General features: G+C 76.0%; 21 protein-coding genes. 8 read left to right on the forward strand and 13 right to left on the reverse strand.

Features of this window, described 5'->3' with window-relative positions; all coding sequences use genetic code 11:
- Positions 1-20: 20 nt before the first annotated feature.
- Positions 21-638, reverse strand: coding sequence for a class F sortase (locus C4J65_RS15555; protein ID WP_115742937.1), 618 nt, complete (start codon positions 636-638; stop codon positions 21-23).
- Entirely contained in the window at positions 635-1,021 is a 387-nt protein-coding gene (locus C4J65_RS15560) for an LPXTG cell wall anchor domain-containing protein (RefSeq protein ID WP_115742938.1), read from the reverse strand. The genes C4J65_RS15555 and C4J65_RS15560 overlap by 4 nt, the downstream gene beginning before the upstream one ends.
- 193 nt (positions 1,022-1,214) lie before the next feature.
- On the opposite strand from C4J65_RS15560, the gene C4J65_RS15565 reads away from it, so the two are divergent.
- Complete coding sequence (locus tag C4J65_RS15565) at positions 1,215-2,219, forward strand: NAD-dependent epimerase/dehydratase family protein (RefSeq protein WP_115742939.1); 1,005 nt, start codon at positions 1,215-1,217, stop codon at positions 2,217-2,219.
- A gap of 9 nt (positions 2,220-2,228) precedes the next feature.
- On the opposite strand, the gene C4J65_RS15570 is transcribed toward C4J65_RS15565, so the two are convergent.
- The gene (locus C4J65_RS15570) at positions 2,229-3,341 is read right to left on the reverse strand and encodes a HAMP domain-containing sensor histidine kinase (RefSeq protein WP_115742940.1); all 1,113 of its coding nucleotides are present in this window, start codon (positions 3,339-3,341) and stop codon (positions 2,229-2,231) included.
- Between the two features lie 2 nt (positions 3,342-3,343).
- Complete coding sequence (locus tag C4J65_RS15575; RefSeq protein ID WP_205351017.1) at positions 3,344-4,045, reverse strand: response regulator transcription factor; 702 nt, start codon at positions 4,043-4,045, stop codon at positions 3,344-3,346.
- Positions 4,046-4,543: 498 nt separating this feature from the next.
- Here C4J65_RS15575 and C4J65_RS15580 point away from each other — a divergent pair, with 498 nt between their 5' ends.
- The 3 genes from C4J65_RS15580 to C4J65_RS15590 are packed head-to-tail and all read left to right on the forward strand — an operon-like array spanning position 4,544 to position 6,683.
- Positions 4,544-5,260 (forward strand): glycosyltransferase family 2 protein, encoded by a 717-nt coding sequence (locus C4J65_RS15580; RefSeq protein ID WP_115742941.1) that lies wholly within the window; start codon positions 4,544-4,546, stop codon positions 5,258-5,260.
- Positions 5,257-5,898 carry a DUF2064 domain-containing protein gene (locus tag C4J65_RS15585; protein WP_115742942.1) on the forward strand — a complete coding sequence of 214 codons (642 nt, stop codon included), beginning with the start codon at positions 5,257-5,259 and terminating at the stop codon, positions 5,896-5,898. The genes C4J65_RS15580 and C4J65_RS15585 overlap by 4 nt, the downstream gene beginning before the upstream one ends.
- Complete coding sequence (locus C4J65_RS15590; RefSeq protein WP_115742943.1) at positions 5,895-6,683, forward strand: methyltransferase domain-containing protein; 789 nt, start codon at positions 5,895-5,897, stop codon at positions 6,681-6,683. Before C4J65_RS15585 ends, C4J65_RS15590 begins: the two co-directional genes overlap by 4 nt.
- 349 nt (positions 6,684-7,032) lie before the next feature.
- Here the strand turns inward: C4J65_RS15590 and C4J65_RS15600 are convergent, their stop codons facing one another.
- Positions 7,033-8,280 carry a molybdopterin-dependent oxidoreductase gene (locus C4J65_RS15600; protein ID WP_162833197.1) on the reverse strand — a complete coding sequence of 416 codons (1,248 nt, stop codon included), beginning with the start codon at positions 8,278-8,280 and terminating at the stop codon, positions 7,033-7,035.
- A 119-nt stretch (positions 8,281-8,399) separates the two neighbouring features.
- Here C4J65_RS15600 and C4J65_RS15605 point away from each other — a divergent pair, with 119 nt between their 5' ends.
- Complete coding sequence (locus C4J65_RS15605; RefSeq protein WP_115746473.1) at positions 8,400-9,788, forward strand: hypothetical protein; 1,389 nt, start codon at positions 8,400-8,402, stop codon at positions 9,786-9,788.
- A gap of 96 nt (positions 9,789-9,884) precedes the next feature.
- Here C4J65_RS15605 and C4J65_RS15610 read toward each other — a convergent pair whose 3' ends face one another.
- The 3 genes from C4J65_RS15610 to C4J65_RS15620 form a co-directional block, all read right to left on the reverse strand.
- Positions 9,885-10,088, reverse strand: coding sequence for a cold-shock protein (locus C4J65_RS15610; protein WP_003975194.1), 204 nt, complete (start codon positions 10,086-10,088; stop codon positions 9,885-9,887).
- 256 nt (positions 10,089-10,344) lie between these two features.
- Complete coding sequence (locus C4J65_RS15615) at positions 10,345-10,983, reverse strand: hypothetical protein (protein WP_162833198.1); 639 nt, start codon at positions 10,981-10,983, stop codon at positions 10,345-10,347.
- A 137-nt stretch (positions 10,984-11,120) separates the two neighbouring features.
- The gene (locus C4J65_RS15620) at positions 11,121-12,371 is read right to left on the reverse strand and encodes a sensor histidine kinase (RefSeq protein ID WP_115742946.1); all 1,251 of its coding nucleotides are present in this window, start codon (positions 12,369-12,371) and stop codon (positions 11,121-11,123) included.
- 207 nt (positions 12,372-12,578) lie between these two features.
- Here C4J65_RS15620 and C4J65_RS15625 point away from each other — a divergent pair, with 207 nt between their 5' ends.
- Genes C4J65_RS15625 through C4J65_RS15635 form a run of 3 tightly spaced genes read left to right on the forward strand, consistent with a single transcriptional unit; the run spans position 12,579 to position 16,149 of the window.
- Positions 12,579-12,839: a hypothetical protein gene (locus C4J65_RS15625; protein ID WP_115742947.1), complete on the forward strand. Its 261-nt coding sequence runs from the start codon at positions 12,579-12,581 to the stop codon at positions 12,837-12,839.
- Positions 12,836-13,594: an ABC transporter ATP-binding protein gene (locus tag C4J65_RS15630; RefSeq protein ID WP_115742948.1), complete on the forward strand. Its 759-nt coding sequence runs from the start codon at positions 12,836-12,838 to the stop codon at positions 13,592-13,594. Before C4J65_RS15625 ends, C4J65_RS15630 begins: the two co-directional genes overlap by 4 nt.
- 2 nt (positions 13,595-13,596) lie before the next feature.
- Entirely contained in the window at positions 13,597-16,149 is a 2,553-nt protein-coding gene (locus tag C4J65_RS15635; RefSeq protein ID WP_115742949.1) for an FtsX-like permease family protein, read from the forward strand.
- A gap of 40 nt (positions 16,150-16,189) precedes the next feature.
- Here C4J65_RS15635 and C4J65_RS15640 read toward each other — a convergent pair whose 3' ends face one another.
- The 5 genes from C4J65_RS15640 to C4J65_RS15660 form a co-directional block, all read right to left on the reverse strand.
- A complete protein-coding gene (locus C4J65_RS15640) occupies positions 16,190-18,703 on the reverse strand; it encodes an ABC transporter permease (protein WP_115742950.1) in 2,514 nt (837 codons plus the stop codon).
- On the reverse strand, positions 18,700-19,542 hold the full coding sequence (locus C4J65_RS15645) for an ABC transporter ATP-binding protein (protein ID WP_162833199.1): 843 nt from the start codon (positions 19,540-19,542) through the stop codon (positions 18,700-18,702). Before C4J65_RS15645 ends, C4J65_RS15640 begins: the two co-directional genes overlap by 4 nt.
- A gap of 160 nt (positions 19,543-19,702) precedes the next feature.
- Complete coding sequence (locus tag C4J65_RS15650) at positions 19,703-20,380, reverse strand: response regulator transcription factor (protein WP_115742951.1); 678 nt, start codon at positions 20,378-20,380, stop codon at positions 19,703-19,705.
- Positions 20,377-21,678 (reverse strand): histidine kinase, encoded by a 1,302-nt coding sequence (locus C4J65_RS15655; protein WP_205351018.1) that lies wholly within the window; start codon positions 21,676-21,678, stop codon positions 20,377-20,379. Before C4J65_RS15655 ends, C4J65_RS15650 begins: the two co-directional genes overlap by 4 nt.
- An 81-nt stretch (positions 21,679-21,759) precedes the next feature.
- Complete coding sequence (locus tag C4J65_RS15660; RefSeq protein WP_115742953.1) at positions 21,760-22,812, reverse strand: acyl-CoA desaturase; 1,053 nt, start codon at positions 22,810-22,812, stop codon at positions 21,760-21,762.
- Positions 22,813-22,867 lie beyond the last annotated feature (55 nt).

A 22,867-nucleotide genomic window follows, 5' to 3' on the forward strand; every position in this document is an offset into this window, starting at 1 on the left:
CCTGTCCGCCGGACGGGGGCCTAGGCGACCGTGGTGGCGGTCAGTTCGGCGAAGACGATCACGTTGTCCCGGTACTCCTCGCCGTCGCGCGGGCCGCCGCAGGTGATGAGCCGCAACTCCGGTCCCGCCACGTCCCCGTAGACGTCGTCCGTCGGGAAGTCGGCCTTCGTCACCGTCCGTACGGCGGTGACCGCGAACTCGGCGGCGGTGCCGTTGCGCAGGCGGGCCTCGATCCGGTCGCCGCGGTGCAGTCGCGCGAGGTGCCGGAAGACCCCGTCGCCGTAGGTGCCCACCGTGACGTGGCCGAGGAGGACCGAAGGGCCCACCTGGCCCGGGGTCGGCGAGTGCCGGTACCAGCCGGCGCGGTCGTCGTCCGTGACGGGCGGGACCTCCACCGTGCCGTCCGCGGCCAGCCCGAGGCCCATCACCGGGGTGTCGACCCCGATGGCGGGGATCCGCAGCCCCACCGGCACCGAACGCGCCAGGGGCCGCACCGACTTCGCGGGTGCCTGCGCGGGCGGTGCCGCGGGCGCCGGCCGGTCGGGTGCGGTGTCGCCGTCCCCCTGGCCGCCGCCGCAGCCCACGAGCAGCGCGGCCAGCGCGGCGGTCGCGAGGGCGCGGCCGGGGCGCGGGATCATGCGCCGGTCGCCGCCGCCCGTCGACGGCGTACGACGAAGAGGACCGCGCCGCCCGCGAGGAGGACCCCGCCGGCACTCGCGCCGATCAGCCCCTCGTCGGTCCCCGTCGGGTCCGAGGGCGCCACTCCGGTGTCGGCCGCGCCCTCCGGCACGACGGAGACCTGACCGTCGGCGGGCGCGGGGGCCGGTACCTCGGCCGGCTTGGTGGGAGGCGCGCTGACGGACGGCACAGGAGTCGCGTCGGTCGGTCCGGTGCCGGGGCTCGGGACGCTCTCGGCGGGGGCGGAGGGGACCGGGGAGGGGTCGTCGGCGAACGCGGGTGCGGTGCCCGCCAGTACGACGGTGCAGGCCAGGGCCACGGCACTGAGGATGGTTCGGCGCATCGGGTCGCTCTCTCTCGTCGTCGGCGCACCACTTGGGGGTGATGCGGGTCGGACGGAGAGACGAGGCGGGGACCGGGCGGGTTGCAAAGAAATGGCAAAGCCGCCTTCGGCCGCGGTCGCCCCCTCTTACGAACCGGTGACGTGCGGGCCGGCACACCCGGCCGGGCGCCCGCTCGGGCCTAGCGTGTCGGACATGCGCGTACTGGTCACCGGCAGCGCCGGTTTCATCGGGTCCCATGTCGTGGATGCCCTGCGGGAGCACGGGCACGAGCCCGTCGGCTACGACGTCCGCGAGGACCCCGGCGCCGACGTGCGCGATCCGGCGGCCCTCGCGCGGGCGCTCGCCGGTGTGGACGCCGTGTGCCACCAGGCGGCGATGGTCGGCCTCGGCAACGGGTTCGCCGACGCGGCGGAGTACGTCTCCCGCAACGACCTCGGCACCGCCGTCCTGCTCACCGCGATGGCCGGGGCGGGCGTACGACGGCTGGTGCTCGCCGGGTCGATGGTCGTGTACGGGGAGGGCCGGTACGCGTGTGCGCTGCACGGGGTGGTGCGGCCGGGCCCGCGCGCCGCCGCCGACCTGGACGCGGGCCGGTTCGAGCCGGCCTGCCCGGAGTGCGGCGCGGACCTGGCCCCGGGGCTGGTCGGCGAGGACGCCCCGGCCGACCCGCGCAACGTGTACGCCACGACCAAGCTGGCCCAGGAGCACCTGGCCGCCGCCTGGGCCCGGACGACCGGCGCGACGGCGGTGTCGCTGCGCTACCACAACGTGTACGGCCCCCGGATGCCCCGCGACACCCCGTACGCCGGGGTCGCCTCCTTCTTCCGCTCCGCGCTGGCCCGCGGTGAGGCGCCGCGCGTCTTCGAGGACGGCCGCCAGCGCCGGGACTTCGTGCACGTGCGGGACGTGGCCGCCGCGAACGTCGCCGCGCTGGAGGCCGCCAGGCCGCCGGAGGGCGCCCTCAGCGCCTACAACACCGGCAGCGGCGAGCCGCACACGGTGGGCGAGATGGCCGTCGCCCTGTCCGCCGCCCACGGCGGCCCCGAGCCCGTCGTCACCGGCGAGTACCGCCTCGGCGACGTCCGGCACATCACCGCCGACTCCGCGCGCCTGCGGGCCGACCTGGGCTGGCGGCCCCGGGTGGGATTCACGGAGGGCATGCGGGAGTTCGCGCGGGCGGGTCTGCGCGGGAACTGACCCCGGGCCTCAGGCCTCCGCCGGCGGCAGGGTCACCTCGAAGCGGCAGCCGCCGGGGATGTTGCGGACCGTGGCCCGGCCCCGGTGGGCCTCGACGATGCCGCGGACGATGGCGAGGCCCAGGCCCGCCCCGGCCGGGGGCGTACGGGCGTGGGTGCCGCGCCAGCCGGTGTCGAAGACCCGCGGCAGGTCCTCCTCGGGGATGCCGCCGCAGCCGTCGGTCACGGAGACCACCACTCCGTCGCCGGACCGCTCGGCGGCGATCGCGACCGTGCCGTCGGCCGGGGTGCGGCGGATCGCGTTGACCAGCAGGTTGCCCAGGACCCGGCTCATCTCCTTGCCGTCCACCTCGACCGGTACGGCCGCCACCGCGTCGCCGACCAGCCGTACGCCGTGCCGGCGCGCGAGCGGGTCCGCGCCCGCGAGCGCGTCGCCGACCAGGTCGTAGAGCGAGATCCGGGCCGGGGCGAGGACGAGCGTGCCGGCGTGGATGCGGGAGAGTTCGAAGAGGTCGCCGACCATGTCGTTGAGGCGTTCCACCTCGGCGCGGATCTGCCGCAGGTAGCGGTCGGGGTCGGCGGCGACCCCGTCCTCCAGCGCCTCGGACATGGCGCGCAGTCCGGCCAGCGGGGTACGCAGGTCGTGCGAGATCCAGGCGACCAGCTCGCGCCGGGAGGTCTCCAGGGCGCGCTCCCGCTCCCGGGACCGGGCGAGCCGGGCGCTGGTGGCCGCCAGTTCGCGGCTGAGCGCGTCCAGTTCGGCGGTCGCCGGGGTGCTGGGGGCCGCGTAGTCCCCCTCGTCACCGAACGACCTTGCCGCGGCGGCCAGTTCGCGGCTGCGGGCGACCACCCAGCGGCCCAGCAGCAGTGCGGTGGCCAGGGAGACGACGGCCGCCATCGCCACGACGGTGGTGACGACGGACAGGTCGTGCGGGGACAGGAACATCGCCCAGGCGACGGCCAGCGTGCCCGCGAGCATGGCGAGGACGGCGACCGCCGCCACCACGGCGAGCGAGGCGGTCAGCGAGCGCCGCCGGATCAGCCGCAGCACGGCCGCGCCGACCAGGCCGGCGGCGGCGGCGCCCGCGAAGGCGTAGAGGGCGATGAGGAGGGTGGCGTGCACGGTCAGTCCGCCTCCCGGCCCGCGGGGTCGAAGCGGTAGCCCACGCCCCACACCGTCTGGATCAGCCGGGGCCGGGCCGGATCGTCCTCGACCTTGCCGCGCAGCCGCCGGACGTGGACGGTGACGGTGGACAGGTCCCCGAAGTCCCAGCCCCACACCTCGCGCATCAGCTCCTCCCGGGCGAACGCCCGCCCCGGATGCCGCAGGAAGAAGACGAGCAGGTCGAACTCACGCAGCGTCAGGGCCAGTTCGGTGCCGTCCTTGGTGGCCCTGCGGGCGGTCGGGTCGGCGGTCAGACCGGCCGCGGACGGCGGGCGCGGCGCCGGTGCGGGCCGGGTGCGGCGCAGCACGGACTCCACCCGCAGGACCAGCTCCCGCGGGCTGAACGGCTTGGTGACGTAGTCGTCGGCGCCGACCTCCAGTCCGAGGATTCGGTCGTCCTCGTCGCCCCGGGCGGTCAGCATGATGACCGGCACGGGCCCCTGTTCACGCAGCCGCCGGCACACCTCCAGTCCGTCCATGCCGGGCAGCATCAGGTCGAGCACCACCAGGTCGGGCCGGTGCCCGGCGGCCCGGGCGAGCGCGTCCGGACCGTCCCCGGCCCGGTCGACACGGTAACCGGCCCGGTCGAGGTACCCGGCCACGACCTCCGCGACGGTGGGATCGTCGTCCACGACGAGGATCCGGGCGGGACCATCCACCACGACGGCCACCGGCCCACCGACGGAACCGACCGCGGCGGCGGCCGGGGGCCCGCCGAGGGGCGGAGCCGCATGCCTGCCAGGGGACGCGCCCGCACCGGGTTCGGCGGCGCCACGGACGACCTCGGGCACGGCCGCCGGCCCAGCCTCGGGCACGACCGCGGGCACGACCGCGGGTGCGGCCGCCGGGGCGGCCGAGGACCTACCGCCGGGCAGGGGCGAGGGACCGCCCGGGAACGCCTCCGCAGCGGGTTCCGGGCCATGGGCATCCACGGGCCCGGCCGCGGACACAGCCTCGGGTGCGGCCGCCGGGGCGGCCGGGGGCCCGCCGAGGGATGGGGCCGGGGATGCGGCCGTCGGAGCGGGCTCGCGGGGCTGTTGGTGCATGCGTCCAGCCTCGCACCGCGCCCCCGCCGGCGTGCCTCCCGAGCGGGGCCGGACCCGCGACGTCCGTGTTTCGTAAGGAGTGGAAGCCCGATTCGTCCGGTTCCGGTTCGTAGGGTGAACGCCGTGACCACCTCGCCCGCTCCGGACGTCGACGTCGTACTCCCCTGCCTGAACGAGGCCGATGCCCTCCCCTGGGTGCTGGCCCGCGTCCCGGCCGGCTGGCGTGCGCTCGTCGTCGACAACGGCTCCACCGACGGCTCGGCGGACCTCGCCCGCTCGCTCGGCGCCACGGTCGTGACCGAGCCGCGCCGCGGTTTCGGCGCCGCCTGCCACGCCGGACTGACCGCCGCGACCGCCGACGTCGTCTGCTTCTGCGACTGCGACGCCTCCCTCGACCCGTCCCTGTTGATCCCCTTCGTGGACGAGGTCCGCGCCGGGGTCTCCGACCTGGTGCTCGGGCGCCGACGACCGCAGACCAGGGGCGCGTGGCCGGTGCACGCCCGCGTGGGCAACCTCGCCCTCGCGCGGATGCTGCGCCGCCGCACCGGCCTGCGGCTGCACGACCTCGGCCCGCTGCGCGCCGCCCGCCGCGAGCGGCTGCTCGCCCTCGGTCTCACCGACCGGCGCAGCGGCTACCCGCTGCAGATGGTGGTGCGGGCCGCGGACGCGGGCTGGCGTATCGCCGAGCACGACGTCCCGTACCTGCCCCGCACCGGCGCCTCGAAGGTGACCGGGACCTGGCGCGGCACCTGGCACGCGGTGGGGGACATGCGCCGCGTGCTGGCCGAGCCGCCGACCCGCGGCCAGGTCCGTGAGGGGAGCCCGAGGTGACCGCCACGACCACCCTCCTCGTCATCGCCAAGGAGCCGCGCCCGGGCCGGGTCAAGACCCGGCTCACCCCGCCCTTCACCCCCGCCGAGGCGGCCGCGCTGGCCGAGGCGGCCCTCGCCGACACCCTGGCCGCGGTGGCGGCGACGCCCGCGCGGCGCCGGGTGCTGGTGCTCGACGGCGCCCCGGGCCCGTGGCTGCCGCCCGGCTTCGACGTCGTACCGCAGTGCGCGGGCGGGCTCGACGAACGGCTCGCGGAGGCCTTCGCCGGGTGCGCGGGGCCCGCCCTGCTGATCGGGATGGACACCCCACAGGTGACGCCCGGCCTCCTCGACGTGGACTTCCGCGACTGCGACGCGTACTTCGGCCCGGCGGAGGACGGCGGCTTCTGGGCCCTGGGCCTGGCCCGGCCCGAGCCCGCCCTGCTGCGGGGCGTGCCCATGTCGACGCCGGTGACCGGGACCGTGCAGCGCGAGCGGCTCCTGGCGGCGGGACTGGGGGTGCGGGACCTGCCGCCGCTGCGCGACGTCGACACCGCGGCCGACGCCCGCGCCGTCGCCGCCCTCGCCCCGGGCGGCCGGTTCGCGGCGCGGCTGGCGGCCTGCGCACCGGCGGCGGACCGGCGGCGGGCGAGCCGGTGAAGGGGGTCGCACGTCTCGCGCCCGGCCGGCCGTCCCCCGCCCCCGCCTGGGAGACCTCCGACCCCTACGCCGCCGCCCTGCGGTCGGGGCACGGGCCGCTGTTCCTGCGCCGCACCGACGGCTGGCTGCTGCCGCTGGAGGTGGAACGCTGGTGCGCGCGGGCCGACGCCGTCGACCTGGACGTCCTCGACCGGTGCGAGGGTGCGGTACTCGACGTGGGCTGCGGCCCCGGCCGGCTGGTGGCCGAACTCGCCGCCCGGGGACGGACCGTGCTCGGCATCGACGTCAGCGAGGCCGCCGTGTCCCGCACCGAGGGGCTCGGCGGGCAGTCGCTGCGGCGCTCCGTGTTCGAGCCGCTGCCCGGCGAGGGACGCTGGGACACCGTGCTCCTCATGGACGGCAACGTCGGCATCGGCGGCGACCCCCGCGCCCTGCTCGGCCGCGTCGCCGCCCTGCTCGCGCCCGGCGGTCTGCTGATCGCCGAGACGGCCCCGGTCGACGTCGACGAACGCGTCCACGTACAGCTCGTCGACGTCGCCGACGGCGACGAGGCGTACGGGAGCCCCTTTCCCTGGGCGCGGATCGGCACCCGCGCCCTGCTGCGCCGCGCGGACGCCGCCGGCTGGCGGACCGCCGGTCAGTGGACGTCGGGGGAGCGCCGCTTCGTCGCGCTGCGCAGCAGCCGCAGGGCGAGCAGCAGCGCCGAGCCGCCGAACAGCGCCGCCGTGGTCAGCAGCCACCGGGTGAGGAAGCCGTCCGCCGACAGCCCGGTGACCCCGGCGTAACTCGCGTCGACCCGGCCGCCGATCAGCGGGAACCACACGAGCAGGAGCAGCCCGGAGAAGGCCGCGGGAAACCGGACGTACGAGGTCGACTCGCGGTGGCGGGCCGCGCCGAGACCGCCCGTGACCGCCCGGTCAAGCAGCGCGTACAGCGGCAGCAGCACCAGGTCGTGCAGGAGCGCCGCGCCCACGAACCAGAGGACCACGCCGAGCCAGTCGCCGGCGAGCAGCCGCACCCCCGCGTAGCCCGCGAGCGCGAAGGAGCAGGCCAGCAGGAGGATCTGGAGGGGGCTGCCGGCCACGCGCCGCGGCGACCGCGGCCGGCTCGGCCACGACGGCCTGCGCACGGGGTTCACCGGAGCTCTCCGAACGTCATCCGGGCCACCCACTTGGTGTTGAGCACGCCGGGTGCGGCGGGCACGATGATCCGGGCCGGGTGGCCGTGGTCCGGGCTCAGCTCCTCGCCGTTGACGTACAGGGCGAGCAGGGAGCGCGGGTCGGCCACCTGGTTGGCGCGCAGCGCCCCGCTGCGGAAGGCGCCGCGCCGCTGGAGGGACTCGACGAACACGTCCGGCGGGTCGGCCTCGTGGCCCACGCGGGCGGCGAGGTCCCGCAGCCGCACGCCGCGCCACCACTGGTCGGACGTCGACCAGCCCTCGACGCAGGCGATGGGGAGGGCCACGCTGTGCTGCTCCATGGCGAGCAGCTCGGCCCGGCTGAACCGGACGGTCCCCGAGCGCCCGGTGACGACGAGCCGCCAGGTGTCCTCGGTCGTCTCGGCCGGGTCGATGCCCACGTGGGCGGCGGTCTTGTTGATCTGGAACCCGTTCGGACCGCTGCCCGGCTCGGGCCCGCCGTGCGGGGAGAGCACGGCGGTGGCCCGCAGCGGCCCGTCGAAGCTGCGCCCCGCGTTCGTGGCGAGCATCAGCAGCGAGCCGCCCCCGACGAACCACAGGGCCCCGCGCCGCGTGACGGTGGGCGCCGCCGGACGCGGGGAGACCAGGTCGTCGCGCTCCTCGTGCTCCTCGCGCATCGCCCGGAGGTTGCGCAGCGCCTGCGGCGTCTTCAGCACGGCGTGTGCGACGAACGCGGCGAAGAAGACCCAGGCACCGTAGAAGTGCAGCGGGTAGAAGGAGCCGGGGAAGAGGTACTCCAGCTGGATGTTGAGCACCCCGGTCACGAACTCGAACAGTGCGCCCCCGACCAGCAGCAGCAGCGAGATCCGTTCCAGCGCGTGGGCGAGCGAGCGGACCGGCGGCAGCGTGAACAGCCTCGGCACCACCGACCACAGCTTGGCCAGCAGCACCGGGATCAGGGTGAGCCCGAGAGTGACGTGGACACCCTGCGTGAGCCGGTACAGCCAGGGCGGGTCGGTCGGCCAGGCGAAGAGGTAGAAGCCGAGGATCCCCTTGTCCGGGGTCTTGTCGTTGACCGGCGCCAGATCGGGGTTGTAGGCGGCGTAGGACACCAGTCCCGTCACGAACAGCACCGTGATGCCGACGAGCAGGACGAGGCCGAGCACCGAGGTGAACCGGGGGCCGCGCAGCGGGCTGCGCCAGAAGCCCGGGGAGGAGGGGAGCCGTGGGGCGAGGTCGCGCATGTCCCGACCGTAGGCCTGGACCGGCCGCCGGAACGGTCCGCGACCCATGACGAAACGCTGACGTCCGCCGTGCGCACCGCCCGCCGGGTGATCTCCCGGCCTACGGTGCCGGGGTGACCGTGACCCGCCCGCACTCCGTATCCCGCGACCTGTACGCCGCGGCGGCCGCCGTGCTGCTCGTGACGGCCGCCGTCCTGGTCGGCCGGTACGTGTACACCTACGACGACCTGATCGTCGGCTGGCCGCCCCTGCTGGGCCGCTGGGACCCGCACCTGGGCCCCGGCACCCCGGCGGCCGTCCTGGTGGCGGTGGGGGTGGTGGCGTACGGGCCGGCCGTCGCCGCCCGGCTGCCGTGGCGCGCGCTGCTGCCCGCGGCCTGGGGCACGGCACTGGCCTGGACCTGGTCGCTGGCCCTGATCGACGGCTGGGAACGGGGCGTCGCCGGACGGCTCACCACGCGCCAGGAGTACCTCTCGGTCATCGGCCGCTGGCACGACATCCCGGCGACCCTGCGCGACTTCAACGGGCACATCCTGCTCCACTCCCCCGACAACTGGCCCGCCCACGTCGCCGGTCACCCGCCCGGGGCCACGCTGGCCTACGTACTGCTGGAGCGGATCGGGCTCGGTGGCGGAGGCTGGGCCGGGGCCCTGACCATCACGGTGGGCGCGACCGGCTGCGTGGCGGTGCTGGTCGCGGTGCGGGCACTGGCGGGCGAGCGGCTCGCCCGGCGGGCGGCGCCGTTCCTGGCCCTGGCACCGGCCGCGGTGTGGATGGGCACGTCCGCCGACGGCTGCTTCGCGGCGGTCGCCGCGTGGGCGGTGGCGCTGCTCGCCCTCGCGGTCACCGGCCGCCCGCTGTGGTGGGCGGCGGGCTCGGGGCTGCTCTTCGGACTCACCTGCTATCTCTCGTACGGCCTGACGCTGTTCGCGGTGATCGCGGCGGCGGTGCTGCTGCTCGGCCGGCGCGGGGTGCGGGCGCGGCCGGTGCTGTTCGTGCCGCTGCTGGCGGGAGCGGCGGTGGTGCCGGTGGCGTTCACGGCGGCCGGGTTCGACTGGTGGGAGGCCTACCACCTGCTGGTCACCCGCTACTACGAGGGCGCGGCCGGCGTCCGCCCCTACGTGTACTGGGTGTGGGCCAACCTCGCCTGCACGGTGCTCATCACGGGCCTGGCGACGGTGGCGGGCCTGCGGCGGGCCGGGGGCGTACTGGTCCGGCGGCGCGCCAAGGGCGGACGGGTGGCGGACGGTGCGGGGGCGGCCAGTGCGGAGGCGGACGGTGTGCGGGCCGGGGAGGCCCGTCTGGCGTTTCTCGTGGCCGCCGGGCTGCTCGCCCTGCTGGCCGCCGACCTGTCCGGCATGAGCAAGGCGGAGACGGAACGCATCTGGCTCCCCTTCGCCCTGTGGCTCCTCCCGGCCTGCGCGTTCCTCACCCGGCCGCGCGGCTGGCTGACGGCGCAGGCGGTGCTGGCCCTGCTCCTGAACCACCTGGTGGCGACCGGCTGGTGAACACACGCAAAGGGCCCGCACCGTGCGGTGCGGGCCCTCGACACGTACTGCGGGACGTACTGCGCGACTACCGCACGACGTACCGCACGCGTGTTGTTACGCGGGAACGATGTTCTCCGCCTGCGGGCCCTTCTGGCCCTGCGTGACGTCGAAGTTCACCCGCTGGCCCTCCTGGAGCTCGCGGAAGCCCTGGGTGGCGATGTTCGAGTAGTGGGCGAAGACGTCGGCGCCGCCGCCGTCCTGCGCGATGAAACCGAAGCCCTTTTCGGCGTTGAACCACTTCACGGTACCGGAAGCCATGCTTTTTTCTCCTAGGCAGTGTTGAAGGCCCGCACTGTGCGAGCCCCCCATCGCCGCGATGATCACCTGCCCGGAAACCCGGTAACACAAATGGCAACCACAACTGCAACTGATGTCCAGCCTAGCACGAAATGCATCGACAACCCGGTAAGAAATCGCCGACGGAGATCGGTAATTTTCGCGGCCGAATTTATTCCCGCCCTGGACGAATATATGTTTCAACGGGGCCGGATTTCCACTCACCGTGCGGTCTCGCTCAGGGCCCGAGGACCAGGACGCCGTACGGGCCGAGCACGGACGACTGGAGGGTGTCGCCCTCCGCGTAGCGCCAGCCCCAGGAGCGCAGCGCCCGTACGGTCGCGCCGTCGGCGCGGTCCACCAGCGTGACGCCGAGGGCGGCGTCGTGCTCGGCGAGCAGACGGGCCTGCAGGCGGCGGGCGAGGTTCCAGGCCCGGTCGTGGTGGTCTCTGCGCACCCGGGCCGGGACGACGATCCCGGAGACCAGGAAGAGTCGGCCCGACGCGGCGGCGGGCAGCACGCTCCCGGTCAGGTAGCGCTCCAGCCCCCGCACGCCGCGCGGGTCGCCGCCGGGCACGGGGTAGCCGTAGGCGCAGCCGGTCAGGACGGTGGTCTCCGCTATCAGCAGGCCGAAGCCCGGACGCCGTACGTCGGCGGCCAGTCGGCGCAGGAAGGCGCCGCGGGCCGCGTTCCACGCCCGGGGTCCGCCGCCGGAGGTCTGCGCGTACAGGTCGCCCAGCTCGGCGAACCGGTCCTCGATCTGACGCCGGGTCAGTTCCCGCAGCCGTTCCCCGGCCTGCGGCGAGGAGCGCTGGGCCGGCCCCCGCCGCCCGTGGGGCTCTGTGGTCGCCGGCCGCACCGGCACGTGCACCGTCATGAGGCGAGTCCCGCCCCGGGCTCGGGTCCGGCCCGGTGTCGTCGATCGCCGGGAGCGGCACCGGTGTCGGGGCCGGTGCGCGGCAATTCCCCCGGTCCCTCCACCGTACTCCCGGCCCCGGGCCCCGACCCGGTGGGTCACCTCCCGCAGGGGAGGTCCACGTCCAGGGTGGTGGGGCCGCCGGGTGGGCTGGTCAGGCGGAGGGTGCCGTCCAGTGCCGCGACGCGGCGGCGGATGCCGGTCAGGCCCGAGCCGTCGTTCTCGTCGGCGCCGCCCCGGCCGTCGTCCTCGACCAGCAGGCGCAGCCGGCCCCCACGGGCCCGGGCCGTGACCGAGGCGCGGGCGGCGCCGCTGTGCTTCGCGATGTTGGTGAGCGCCTCGGCCACCACGAAGTACGCCGTCGCCTCGACGGAGGCCGCGCACCGCTCGGGAATGTCGGCCTCGACGCGGCACGGCACACCGCAGTCCGCCGCGAGTCCCGACAGCGCGCCCGCGAGGCCCCGGTCGGCCAGGACCGGCGGCAGGATGCCCCGCGCCACCTGGCGCAGCTCCGCCAGGGCCTGTTCGGCGGCGGACTGCGCCCTCTCCAGCAGTTCGTCGGCGCCCGCCGGGTCCCGCGCCGCCATCCGGCGCGCCGCGCCCAGCAGCACCGTCACCGACACCAGCCGGTTCTGCGCGCCGTCGTGCAGGGACCGTTCGATCCGGCGCAGCTCGGTGGCGTGCGCGTCCAGGGCCGCGGCCCGGGTCGCGGTCAGTTCGGCCACCCGCAGGGACAGGTCCGTGTCCGGGCCCGCCACCAGCAGCCGCCGGGCCGGGGCGGCCTGAAGGCGTGCCATGCCCGGGCCGAGACCCAGGACGATCGCGGTCCAGCCCACGCCCAGCAGCGTCGCCGCGAGCGCGTCCGGCCAGCTGTGGGCGGTGCCGATGCCGATGGACGTGGTCGTCGCGTCCCCGGGGCTCAGCCGCCACCACAGCGGGAAGGTGGTGTCCCGGACGGCGCAGAGCGGCAGCAGGAGGCCGAGCAGGCCCAGCAGGAACCCCGCGGTGGCGTGCCGGACCAGCCAGCTCAGCTCGCGCCGGGTGGTGGGGTCGGCCAGGGCGAGCCGCAGCCGGGTGGGCGGCGGGTCGGGCGGGACGATCTCGATGCCCCGGCCGGACAGGCGTTCGCGTTCCCGGCGGGCCAGCGCGTGCAGGGCGCGCAGTGCGCCGGGGGCGAGGAGCAGCCCCACGCCGGCCGGCGCGGTCACGGCGGCCACCGCCAGCAGCACCAGCACGCCCAGCCCCTGGAACGCCGTACCCAGCCCGCCGACGAGCTGCCCCGTCGCGGCGCGGGCGGCGCGCAGGGTCCGTACGGCGGTCTCCCGCACGGACGCGACCGGAACCGTCATCCGCCTGCCTCCCTCCGGGCCGTACGCACCGCTGCGGCGTGCCCGGCGTGCCCGACCCTATGCCGCCGGACGGGCCTTCGGCGGGTGCGGAGCCGGAAAGTACAGCCTGCTGTACCCCGGACCGGGCGGCCCACGGGATCGGCCGCGGGGGGTCTCGCTCCCTAGCGTCGGAGACGACCGAGAGCGACGCCGACGGAGGCCGCAGCCATGACGCACCAGGACCACCAGGACCCCTACCGCCTGGGCACACCCCGGACCATCCCCACCGCCCCCGGCGACGGCCCGGACGCCGTCTCCCGCGGGGACGTACTGCGTGCGCTGCTGTGGGCGGTCGTGGTGCTCAGCGCGGTCGCCAACATGGCCCTCTCCTTCACCGGTGCCGCCGCGCCGCTCCACCTGGCCAGCGGTGTGGTCACCGTCCTCGCCGCCGGCGCCCTCGTCGTACGCGGCCTGCGGGGGCGGCGATGAGCACCGCCGTTCCCGCCGCGACCGTCACCGGGCGCCGGGCGCCCGCCATCGCGCTGGACCGCGTCGCCCGGACCTACCCGGGCGGTGTCCGCGCACTCGACGACGTGTCGCTGACCGTGGAGCACGGCACGTTCCTCGCGGTGATGGGGCCCTCGGGCTCCGGCAAGAGCACCCTGATGCACTGTGCCGCCGGGCTGGACTCCCCCACCTCCGGCAGCGTCCGCATCGACGGGCGGGAGATCTCCGGCCTGAACGAGACCCGCCGCACCGAACTGCGCCGCGAACGCGTCGGGTTCGTCTTCCAGGCGTACAACCTGATTCCCTCGCTCAGCGTCGAGGACAACATCACGCTGCCGCTGCGCCTGGCCGGCCGGCGCCCGGACCGGGACTGGCTGCACGCGCTGACCGAGCGGGTGGGGCTGGCCGACCGGCTGGCGCACCGCCCGGCCGAGCTGTCCGGGGGCCAGCAGCAACGGGCCGCCGTCGTAAGGGCGCTGGCGGCGAAACCGGCCGTCGTCTTCGCGGACGAGCCGACCGGCGCGCTCGACCTGCGCAGCGCCCACCAGGTCCTCGGCCTGCTGCGCGCGCTCGTCGACGACCTCGGTCAGACGGTGGTCATGGTCACCCACGACCCGGCCGCCGCGGCCCGCGCCCACCGGGCGCTGGTGATGGCCGACGGCCGGGTGGTCGAGGCCCTGGAGCGGCCGACGGCCCCGCAACTGGCCGAGCGCCTCGTCGCGTTGGGAGAGCGGTAGGCATGCTGCACCTCGCCCTGCGGATGGCCGCGCACCGGATCTCCGCACTGCTCGCCGTGGCGTGCGCGGTGCTGGGCGGCGCGGCCCTGATCACCACCACCGGCGTACTCGCCGAGTCCGGGCTGCGCTCGCAGCTGCCGCCCGGGCGGCTCGGCGGCGCGGACGTCGTGGTCGCCGCCGACCAGGAGTTCCACCCGAGCGGGGACCTGCCGATGGCGCTGCCCGAGCGGGCCACGGTCCCGGCCCCGCTCGTCGACCGGCTGGCCGCCCTGCCCGGCGTCACCGCGGCCGTCGGCGACATCGGCTTCCCGGCGGCGCTCGTCGACGGGCGCGGACGGCCCGTTCCCGCCGCGGCGGACCCGGGGACGGCGGGGCACGGCTGGTCCTCGACGCGACTGCTGGCGGGCGCGCGCGTCGAGGGGCGCGCGCCGTCCGGTGCGAAGGCGGTCGCCGTGGACGCGGCCGCGGCCGACGCGGCGGGCCTCGCGGTGGGCGACCGGGTCCGGATCGTGGCCAACGGCCGCCCTGCCGCGGCCTACCGGATCTCCGCGCTGGTCGACGCCCCGGGTTCGGGCGGCGGCGTCTGGTTCGCGGACGGGACGGCCGCGGCGCTGGCCGGGCGCGGTACCGGGGGCGAAGGCCCGCGTGCCGGGACCGTGGACCTGGTCGGCCTGCGGGCCGCCGACGGTGCCGGGGCGCGGGTGGCCGCCGCCGTCCGCGAGGAGGTCGCGGGCACGGGTCTTCGGGTGACCACCGGCGCGGACCGGGGCGAGGCGGTGGCGCCGGGCGTGGGTTCGGCGCGCTCGCTGCTGGTCCTGCTCGCCGGCTCGCTGGGCGGGATCGTGCTGCTGATCACCGGGTTCGTCGTCGCGGGCGCGCTGGGGGTGACCATCGCCGGGCAGCGCCGCGACCTGGCGCTGATGCGGGCCGTCGGCGCGACGCCGAAGCAGATCCGGCGACTGGCCGTCGGGCAGTCGACGGTCGTCGCAGCCCTCGCCCTGGTGCCGGGCGTGGCGGCCGGCTATCTACTGGCCGGCCACTTCCGGGAGCTGCTGGCCGACCGCGACGTGCTCCCGTCCGAACTCCCCCTCACCGTCAGTCCCTTGCCCGCCCTCGTCACGGTGCTCCTGGTCACGGCGGCCGTGCGGCTCTCCGCCCGGTGCGCGGCCTGGCGCACCTCGCGCATGCCGGCCACCGAGGCGGTCGCCGAGTCGCGCAGCGAGCCGCGCACCCCGTCGCGAGCACGGACCGGGGCCGGGCTGCTGCTGATCCTCGGGGCCTTGGCACTCTCGGTGGTGCCGCTGCTGTCCCGGACGGTCCTCGGCGCCTCGGTCACCTCCATCGCGGGCATCCTCGCCGCGATCGGGCTGGCGCTGTGCGGCCCGGCGCTGGTCAGGAGCGCGGGCGAGGCCGCCGTGCGGCGGCTGCGGCCCGGGGTGGCGGCGCCGACGTGGCTGGCGCTGTCCAACGTACGGGCCTACGCGCTGCGGCTGTCGGGTGTGGTCAGCCCGCTGGCCATGGGCATCGTCTTCGTCCTGACGTACACGCTCACCCAGACGACGGTGCTGGCCGCCACCTCCGACGACACCCGCACCGGCACGCTCGCCCAGTACGAGCTGACGGCCCCGGCGCTGGGCGGGCTGCCCGACGGCACCCTGTCCGCCGTGCGGGAGGTGCCCGGGGTACGGGCCGCCGCGCCGGCCGGGGAGACCACGGTGGTGTGGGAGTACGAGGAGCTGGGCGAGCCAGCGGCCGAGTCGGCCCCGGCGATGATCCTGGCGCCGGACGCCCGGGACGTCGTGGACCTCGGCGTGACGGACGGCGGCCTGGACCGGCTGACCGGGGCGACGGTCGCGGTCAGCGCGGAGGCCGCCCGCACGCGGGACGCCGGGCTCGGGAAGCGGGTGCGCCTGGTGCTCGGCGACGGGGCACGCGTGGAGGCCCGGGTCGTCGCCGTGTACGACCGGGGGCTGGGCTTCGGCCCCGTCGTCCTCTCCCGCCAATTGGCCGCCGGGCACACCACGACCGGCCTGGACCAGCGGGCCCTGGTCCGCACCGACGGCACGGCCCGGGCCGGGGCGGGCCTGACCGCGCTGGCCGCCGGCCGCCCCGGCCTCGCCGTCGCGAGCACCGCCGCGGACGCCACCGGCGCGGACGCGCCGCCCGAGGTGTGGATCAACCTGGCGGTGGTCGTGGTGCTCCTCGGCTATCTGCTGCTGAGCATCGCCAACAAGCTGGTCGCCGCCACCGCCCAGCGCCGCACGGAGATCGCCGCGCTGCGCCTGGTCGGCACGACGCCCCGGCAGATCCGCGCGATGATGCGCCGCGAGGCCGCGGTGATCGCCGCCGCGGCCCTCGTCTGCGGCCTCCTGCTGTCCGCCGTCCCCCTGGCCCTCCTCGGCCAGGGCTTCCTCGGCCGCCCCTGGCCGGCGGGCCCCGCCTGGCTCCTCCCGGCGGTGGCGGCGACGGTCGCGCTGACGTCGTACCTCACGACCGAACTCCCCACCCGCCACGCCCTGCGCACCCCTCCGGCGGACGGGCTGCGGGCGGGCTGACCCGACGACCGGGGGCGGGTCTCCGCCCCCGGTCACGCTCTCAGGCACCCCGGTCGCGCAGGGCCGTGCGGGCCGGGAGGGTGACGGCGGCCAGGCCGAGGACCGCCGCGGTCGCCGCGAAGGCGGCGTACAGCAGCGGTGGGACGTGCGGGAGCTCGCCGGTCAGGCCGCGCATCATCGGGGTCAGCGTGATCATGGCGATGGCGGTGCCCAGGGCCACGCCCGCCGCCGACACCAGCAGGCTCTCCCAGCCCAGCATGCGCAGCACCTGGCGCCGGGTGGAGCCGACGAGGCGGAGGGTGTTCAGTTCGCGGCGGCGGTCCAGGACCGTCATCACCAGGGTGTTGACCGCGGCGACGGCGGCGAAGCCGCCCAGGACGGCGGCCATCATGTAGTTGGCCCAGGCGCCGAACTCGCGGTCCACGTTCTGGGCGAGCGCGTAGCCGGAGGCGTCGGTGACCTCGCCGAGGGGGGCGAGCGGCTCGGCGTCGCCGCCGCTGACCAGCAGGGTGTCGGCGAAGGCGGAGGTGACGTGCCCGTCCAGGGAGGCGCGGTCCATGGTCACGGCCGGCAGGCCCAGCCCGCGGCCGTAGACGGCGACGACTTCCGGGTCGGCCTTCGTGCCGTCGGGGAGGTAGAGCGGCAGCTTGTCGCCGAGGCCGGTGTCCGTGGCGGTGGCGAGGGTCCGGTCGATGGCGATGCGGCCCTCGCCCACGCGGTCCAGGCTGCCCTCGCGCACGTCCAGGTCCTGCACCTGCGCGAGCTGCGCGCCGGAGCCCGAGATGCCCTGGGTCGCCGTCCCCTGCAGCGAGGTCTCGCCGCCGCCCCGGACGGGCACCAGCACCTGCGTGTCCAGCAGGCTCACGGCCGCGTCGACGCCGGGCGCCCGGGCGGCCCGGTCGGCTGCGTCGGCGGACAGGCCGGCCGGGGCGGTGACGACGTGGTCCGCCGTGATGCCGTCGCGGAGCTGCTCCGAGGCGACGTGGCTCTCGCTCGTGTGCATGAAGACCAGCGTCGAGGCGAAGGCCATCGCCAGCACGATCGGCGTGATCGCGGAGGCCAGCCGGCGCGCGTTGGTGCGGGAGTTGGCGGCGGCCAGCGACGCGGAGGCACCGCCGCCGCGCAGCAGCAGGCCGAAGAGGGCCGCGCACGCCCTGGCCAGGATCGGGCCGAGCAGGGCGACGGCCAGCATGAAGAGCATGACGACGCCGAGAGAGGCGTTGGCGGCGTCGGAACCGGCGGCGGAGGCCGCCACACCGGCGAGCGCCGAGCCGCCGCCGACCGCGGCGAGACCGAGGACGGTACGGACGACGCCCGGCCGCAGCCGCTCCACCGAGGCCTCGGCGAGCGCCTGGCCCGGCTTGATCTTCGCGGGCCTGCGCCCGGCCGCGAGGCCCGCGCCCAGCGCCGTGAGCAGCCCGACGCCGACGGCGGCCAGCAGCGGAAACCCCGAGACGTGCAGTTCGACCGCCTCGGGAACCGCCCCGCGGTCCTGCATCTGCCCGAACCACCAGTGCGCGAGCCCGATGCCCGGCAGGCAGCCGAGCAGCCCGGCGAGCGGGGCGACCAGGAGCGCCTCGGCGGCGACCGCGCGGCGGATCTGCCGCGGGGTGGCACCGACGGCGCGCAGCAGCGCGAACTCGCGGGTGCGCTGGCCGACGGAGAGGGCGACCGTGCCGGCCGCGGTGAAGACCGCGACCAGGGTGGCGATGCCGCCGAAGGAGCCGCCGATCGCGAAGAGCGTCTCCTTGCCGTACGCCAGCCCGTGGTCCTCGACCTCGCCGCGGTCGTCCCCGGTGAGCGTCTGCGCGCCGGAGCCGGTGAGGGCCTTCTCGACGGCGGCGGCGAGGGCGTCCGTGTCGGCCCCGTCCTTCGCCATGACGGCGATGGCGTCGGCCTTGCCGGGATGCCCGGCCAGTACGGACGCCTCGGCGTCGGCGAACCAGGCGGTGGCCCCGCCGCCCGCCCTCTCGCCCGCGGTGTCCCCGGCACCGGCCTCGGCCAGCCCGGACACCCGGAATCCGGTGCGGCCGTCGGCCGTCTCCAGCACGACGGTGTCGCCGACGCCCGCCTTGGCGGTACGGGCCGCGTCCGCGCCGAGCACGACCTCGCCCGGGTGCGGTGCGGCGCCCTTCGACAGCGCGGTGCCGGTGAAGGCGTGCGAGCCCCAGCCGTGGCCGGTGAGCGCGCCCGACGAGTCGCCGCCGTGCACCGGGAAGGTGAAGTCCGGTACGGCGCCGGCCGCGCCCGGCACCTGGGCGGCCTTCGCCGCGAGCCCCGTGTCCACGCGGGCGGTGTCGGGCAGCGGGTACTCGGTCTCCTCGGGGCCGTCGATGGTGTCGGCGACGACGCGCGCGGACTGGTCGGCCGCCGCGACGACCGGCGCGTTCGCGTACCGCTCGGCCGGCACCGAGGCGCGGAGGCTGGTCTCCAGCAGGACACCGCAGGCCGCGACGATCAGCGCCGACATCATCAGCGCGACGAACGTGCCCGCGAACGAGGCGGGCTTGAAGCGTACGGCCGCGCGGGCCAGGCCGTTGGGCTTGAGGCTCATGCCGCCACCCCCGCCCCGGCCATCGCCCGCGCCCGGCCGGTGAGCGCGGTCATCCGCGCCGCGATCTGCTCCGCCGAACCCCGCTCCAGGTGGTCGGCGAAGGCCCCGTCGGCGAGGAACAGCACACGGTCGGCCCAGGCGGCCGCGGCCGGGTCGTGGGTGACCATGACGACGGTGGCGCCGAGGGTGTCCACCGCCTGCCGGAGCAGGCCGAGGACCTCGGCCGCGGTGCCGGTGTCGAGGGCGCCGGTGGGCTCGTCGGCGAAGATCACGTCGGGGGCGGTGACCAGGGCGCGGGCGACGGCCACACGCTGCTGCTGGCCGCCGGACAGCTCGCCGGGCCGGCGCCGCGCCTTGTCGGCGAGCCCGACCTGAGCGAGCACCTCGGCCGCCCGGCGGTGGTCCTGGCGCTGCCCTGCCAGGCGCATCGGCAGCAGGACGTTCTGCTCCACGGTCAGCGACGGCAGCAGGTTGAACGCCTGGAAGACGAAGCCGAGGCGGCTGCGGCGCAGCTCGGTGAGCTCGTTCTCGTTCATGCCCGTGATCTCCGTGCCGCCGAGGCGCACCGATCCCGCCGACGGCCGGTCGAGCCCGGCGGCGCACTGCAGGAAGGTGGACTTGCCGGACCCGGACGGGCCCATGACGGCGGTGAACGTGCCGCGCGGCAGGGCGAGGTCGATGCCCGCGAGGGCGTGCACGGTGCCCGCGCCGCGGCCGTACTGCCGCCGGACCCCGCGCAGCTCGACGGCGAGGCCGGGCGTGGCGGCCGGAACCTCGGGGCGGTGGTCCACCCCCGCCCGGTCGTCCGCCTTCTGCCGCTTGCCCTTGCGTAGCCTCATGGTGCCGTCTCCTCGTCCGTGCTTCGTGCGTCTTGGTGACGAGGTGAAGAGTGCGGGGACGGCTCGGCGCCGGGCGTCATACCCGGGAGCCAATGTGGAGGTGATACCCCGGTAGGGGGCGAAGGAGAGAGGCCGGGCCCGCGGGACCGGCCGGGCGGGACTACTCTCCCGGGGCCACGAGCCCCGACTCGTACGCGAAGACCACCGCCTGGGCGCGGTCGCGCAGGTCGAGCTTGGTGAGGACGCGGCTGACGTGGGTCTTGACCGTCTGCTCGGCCAGCACCAGGGTGCGGGCGATCTCCGTGTTCGACTGGCCGCGGGCGACCAGGGTGAGGACCTCGGTCTCGCGTTCCGTCAGGCCCTTGAGCCGCAGCGCGGGCTTGCCCCGTGAAGCAGCGGGGCGCTGCTTGGCGAAGTCCGCGATCAGGCGGCGCGTCACGGAGGGTGCGAGCAGCGCGTCGCCCGAGGCCACGACGCGGACCGCCGCGATGAGGTCGGCCGGCGGCGCGTCCTTCAGCAGGAAGCCGCTGGCGCCCGCCCGCAGCGCCTCGTACACGTAGTCGTCGACGTCGAACGTGGTGAGCATCAGCACCCGCGGCCGGTGGGTCACCCCGGGCGGGGGCGACAGCAGCCGGCGCGCGGCCTCCAGCCCGTCCATCTCGGGCATCCGCACGTCCATGAGGACGACGTCCGGATGCGTACGGCGGCTCAGCTCGACGCCCTGCGCGCCGTCGGGAGCCTCGCCCACCACGTCGATGTCGCTCTGGGCGGCCAGCAGCGCGGCGAAGCCGGCCCGCACCATGGCCTGGTCGTCGACGATGATGACGCGCGTCGTCACGTGGTCTCCTCTTCCGTCAGGGGGAGTTGTGCGGCGACCCGGAAGCCGCCGTCCGGCAGCGGTCCCACGTCGAGGGTGCCGCCGACGAGCCTTACCCGCTCGCGCATGCCGACCAGTCCGTGTCCGGTGCCGCCCACTTCGAGCGGCCCGGCGGGCGGCTCGGGCGGCGGGTCGTTGACGACCAGGACGGTGAGCCGCTCCCCGCCCTGCCCCTCGCGCCGCCCGTCGCCCCGCCGTTCGTCCCGCCCGTCGCCCTGCTCGTCGCCCCGCACGTCGGCGGGCCGCGCGACCGACAGCGACACGTGCGTCGCCGCTCCCGGCGCGTGCCGTACGACGTTGGCGAGGGCCTCCTGGACGATCCGGTACGCCGAGAGGCCCACCGCCTCCGGCACCTCGGCGTCGCAGGGGGTGAACTCCACCGGCCCGCCCGTCCGCGCCGTCGCCTCCACCAGCTGCCCGATCTGCGCGAGGCCCGGCTGGGGCACGAGTTCGCCGTGCGCCTCCTCGTTGCGCAGCACGCCGAGGAGGCGTCGCATCTCGCCGAGCGACTCCCGCGCGGTCGCCGCGATCGACGTGAACTCCTCCCGCACGTCCGGCGGGAGCGCCGCGAGGCGGTACTCGGCGGTGTCCGCCTGCACCGTGATGACGGACATGTGGTGCGCCACCACGTCGTGCAGCTCGCGTGCGATGCGGGCGCGTTCCTCCAGCAGCGTGCGCCGGCCCCGCTCGGCCTCGCTGATCGTCTCCTGCTCGACCAGCCTGCGCTGCACCTCGTACCGCTCGCGCAGCGCGCCGCCCAGCAGGAGCGCGACGCCCCCGAGGATGGTGAGCAACAGGTCCTTGGCGCCGGTGCCGTGGGGCGCGACGAACCCCAGGCCGACGTTGGCGCCCGCCGTCGCCAGCCACACCAGCAGCAGCGTCCGGCGCCGCTCGCGCAGGCCCAGGGCGAGGCAGAGGCCGACGTAGCCGACGATCTGCATGGGCGGGAACGGCCACAGCAGCCGTTCCTGGAAGTCGACGGCGAGCAGGGCGAGCGCACCGGCCACGTCCGCGGCGAAGACCACGTACCAGGCCTGCAGCGGCCGTACGACGGCGAGCAGCAGCGGGGCGGCCTGGGCGACGGCCAGCGCGCTCGCGAGGCCGCCGTTCAGCCCGTAGTCGGCGGTGAGGACCACGATGGTCGTGGGCAGCAGCGCGACGCACAGCACGAACGCCACGGCCCACGGCAGCAGCCGCACCCACCGCCGCGACGCCCCCGCGAGCAGCGCGCGCGGACGTTCCGCCTCCACTGGGGTCATGGGCACCAGCCTAGGTGCCCGGTGTGCGCCGCGACGGCGTCCGAAGGGGCGGCGTCCACGGGGGCGCACGGCGTCGGCTCCTCAGATGTCGGCACGGAGCGGTTCTCCCACCTCGTGCAGGTGGCGCAGGGCCTGCCGGTAGGAGTCGACGAGGCCGGTCTCCCTGTAGGGGATGCCGAGGTCGCGGCAGTGGGCCTTGACCGCGGCCTGGGCGAGCCCGAGGTGCGGGCGGGGCATGCTGGGGAACAGGTGGTGCTCGATCTGGTAGTTGAGGCCGCCGAGGAACCAGTCGGTGAGGAGGCCGCCCCTGATGTTGCGGGAGGTGAGGACCTGGCGCCGCAGGTGCCCCCACTTCTCCGCGCCGGAATCCGGGTCGGGCATGTCCATCCCCTTGTGGTTGGGCGCGAAGGCCATGCCCAGGTGCAGCCCGAACAGCGCCTGGTGGAGCGCGGCGAAGACGAGGGCGTGCGCGAGCGGCATGGTCGTCAGGAGCAGGGTGACGTACCCGGCGACGTGGGCGACCAGGAGCGCGCCCTCCACCACTCGCGCACGGCCCTCCTGCCGCCGCAGGTCCTGGAAGCCGTGGAGCTTCAGGGCGAGGCCCTCGAGGAGGGTGAGCGGGAAGAACAGCCACGCCTGGTGCCGGGTGAGCCAGCCGCGGAAACCCGCGCGCGTGGCGGCCTGCCCGCTGGTGAAAACGAGGACGTCGGCGGCGACGTCGGGGTCCTTGTCGATGTGGTTCGGGTTGGCGTGATGGCGGTTGTGCTTGTCGTTCCACCACGCGTAACTCATGCCGAGCAGCAGATTGCCGTGGACGAGTCCGATGCGTCGGTTCACGGCGCGGCTGCCGCTGATCTGGGCGTGACCCGCGTCGTGGCCGATGAACGCCGTACGGGCGCACAGGACGGCGAGGACCGGCGCGAGCGCGAGCACCCACCAGGAGCCGCCGAGCAGCACCATGCCGGTGCCGACGGCGGCGAGACCCAGCGCGTTGACCGCTATGGTGCGCGCGTACCAGCCGGTGCGCCGCTCGAGCAGCTGCTGCTCCTTGACGTCGCGCAGCAGCGGCGTGAACTCACTGCCGTCGCGTGATCTTCCGGTGTCCGGCGGGACGGTTTCGCGGGCCGGGGACATGGGGCTCCTTGATGGTGTGGGCGGGGCTCTCGGGGCGGCCGGCTGACGGTGTGGG

The sequence above is a fragment of the Streptomyces sp. CB09001 genome (assembly GCF_003369795.1).
Classification (GTDB): domain Bacteria; phylum Actinomycetota; class Actinomycetes; order Streptomycetales; family Streptomycetaceae; genus Streptomyces.

Excerpts from the sequence above, each read along its gene's own strand:
- C4J65_RS15560 (WP_115742938.1), bottom strand. The coding sequence starts at position 1,021 with ATGCGCCGAACCATCCTCAGTGCCGTGGCCCTGGCCTGCACCGTCGTA.
- C4J65_RS15610 (WP_003975194.1), bottom strand. The coding sequence starts at position 10,088 with ATGGCTTCCGGTACCGTGAAGTGGTTCAACGCCGAAAAGGGCTTCGGT.
- C4J65_RS15640 (WP_115742950.1), bottom strand. The coding sequence starts at position 18,703 with ATGAGCCTCAAGCCCAACGGCCTGGCCCGCGCGGCCGTACGCTTCAAG.
- C4J65_RS15625 (WP_115742947.1), top strand. The coding sequence starts at position 12,579 with ATGACGCACCAGGACCACCAGGACCCCTACCGCCTGGGCACACCCCGG.
- C4J65_RS15620 (WP_115742946.1), bottom strand. The coding sequence starts at position 12,371 with ATGACGGTTCCGGTCGCGTCCGTGCGGGAGACCGCCGTACGGACCCTG.
- C4J65_RS15630 (WP_115742948.1), top strand. The coding sequence starts at position 12,836 with ATGAGCACCGCCGTTCCCGCCGCGACCGTCACCGGGCGCCGGGCGCCC.
- C4J65_RS15645 (WP_162833199.1), bottom strand. The coding sequence starts at position 19,542 with ATGAGGCTACGCAAGGGCAAGCGGCAGAAGGCGGACGACCGGGCGGGG.
- C4J65_RS15655 (WP_205351018.1), bottom strand. The coding sequence starts at position 21,678 with ATGACCCCAGTGGAGGCGGAACGTCCGCGCGCGCTGCTCGCGGGGGCG.
- C4J65_RS15660 (WP_115742953.1), bottom strand. The coding sequence starts at position 22,812 with ATGTCCCCGGCCCGCGAAACCGTCCCGCCGGACACCGGAAGATCACGC.
- C4J65_RS15600 (WP_162833197.1), bottom strand. The coding sequence starts at position 8,280 with ATGCGCGACCTCGCCCCACGGCTCCCCTCCTCCCCGGGCTTCTGGCGC.
- C4J65_RS15555 (WP_115742937.1), bottom strand. The coding sequence starts at position 638 with ATGATCCCGCGCCCCGGCCGCGCCCTCGCGACCGCCGCGCTGGCCGCG.
- C4J65_RS15635 (WP_115742949.1), top strand. The coding sequence starts at position 13,597 with ATGCTGCACCTCGCCCTGCGGATGGCCGCGCACCGGATCTCCGCACTG.
- C4J65_RS15615 (WP_162833198.1), bottom strand. The coding sequence starts at position 10,983 with ATGACGGTGCACGTGCCGGTGCGGCCGGCGACCACAGAGCCCCACGGG.
- C4J65_RS15565 (WP_115742939.1), top strand. The coding sequence starts at position 1,215 with ATGCGCGTACTGGTCACCGGCAGCGCCGGTTTCATCGGGTCCCATGTC.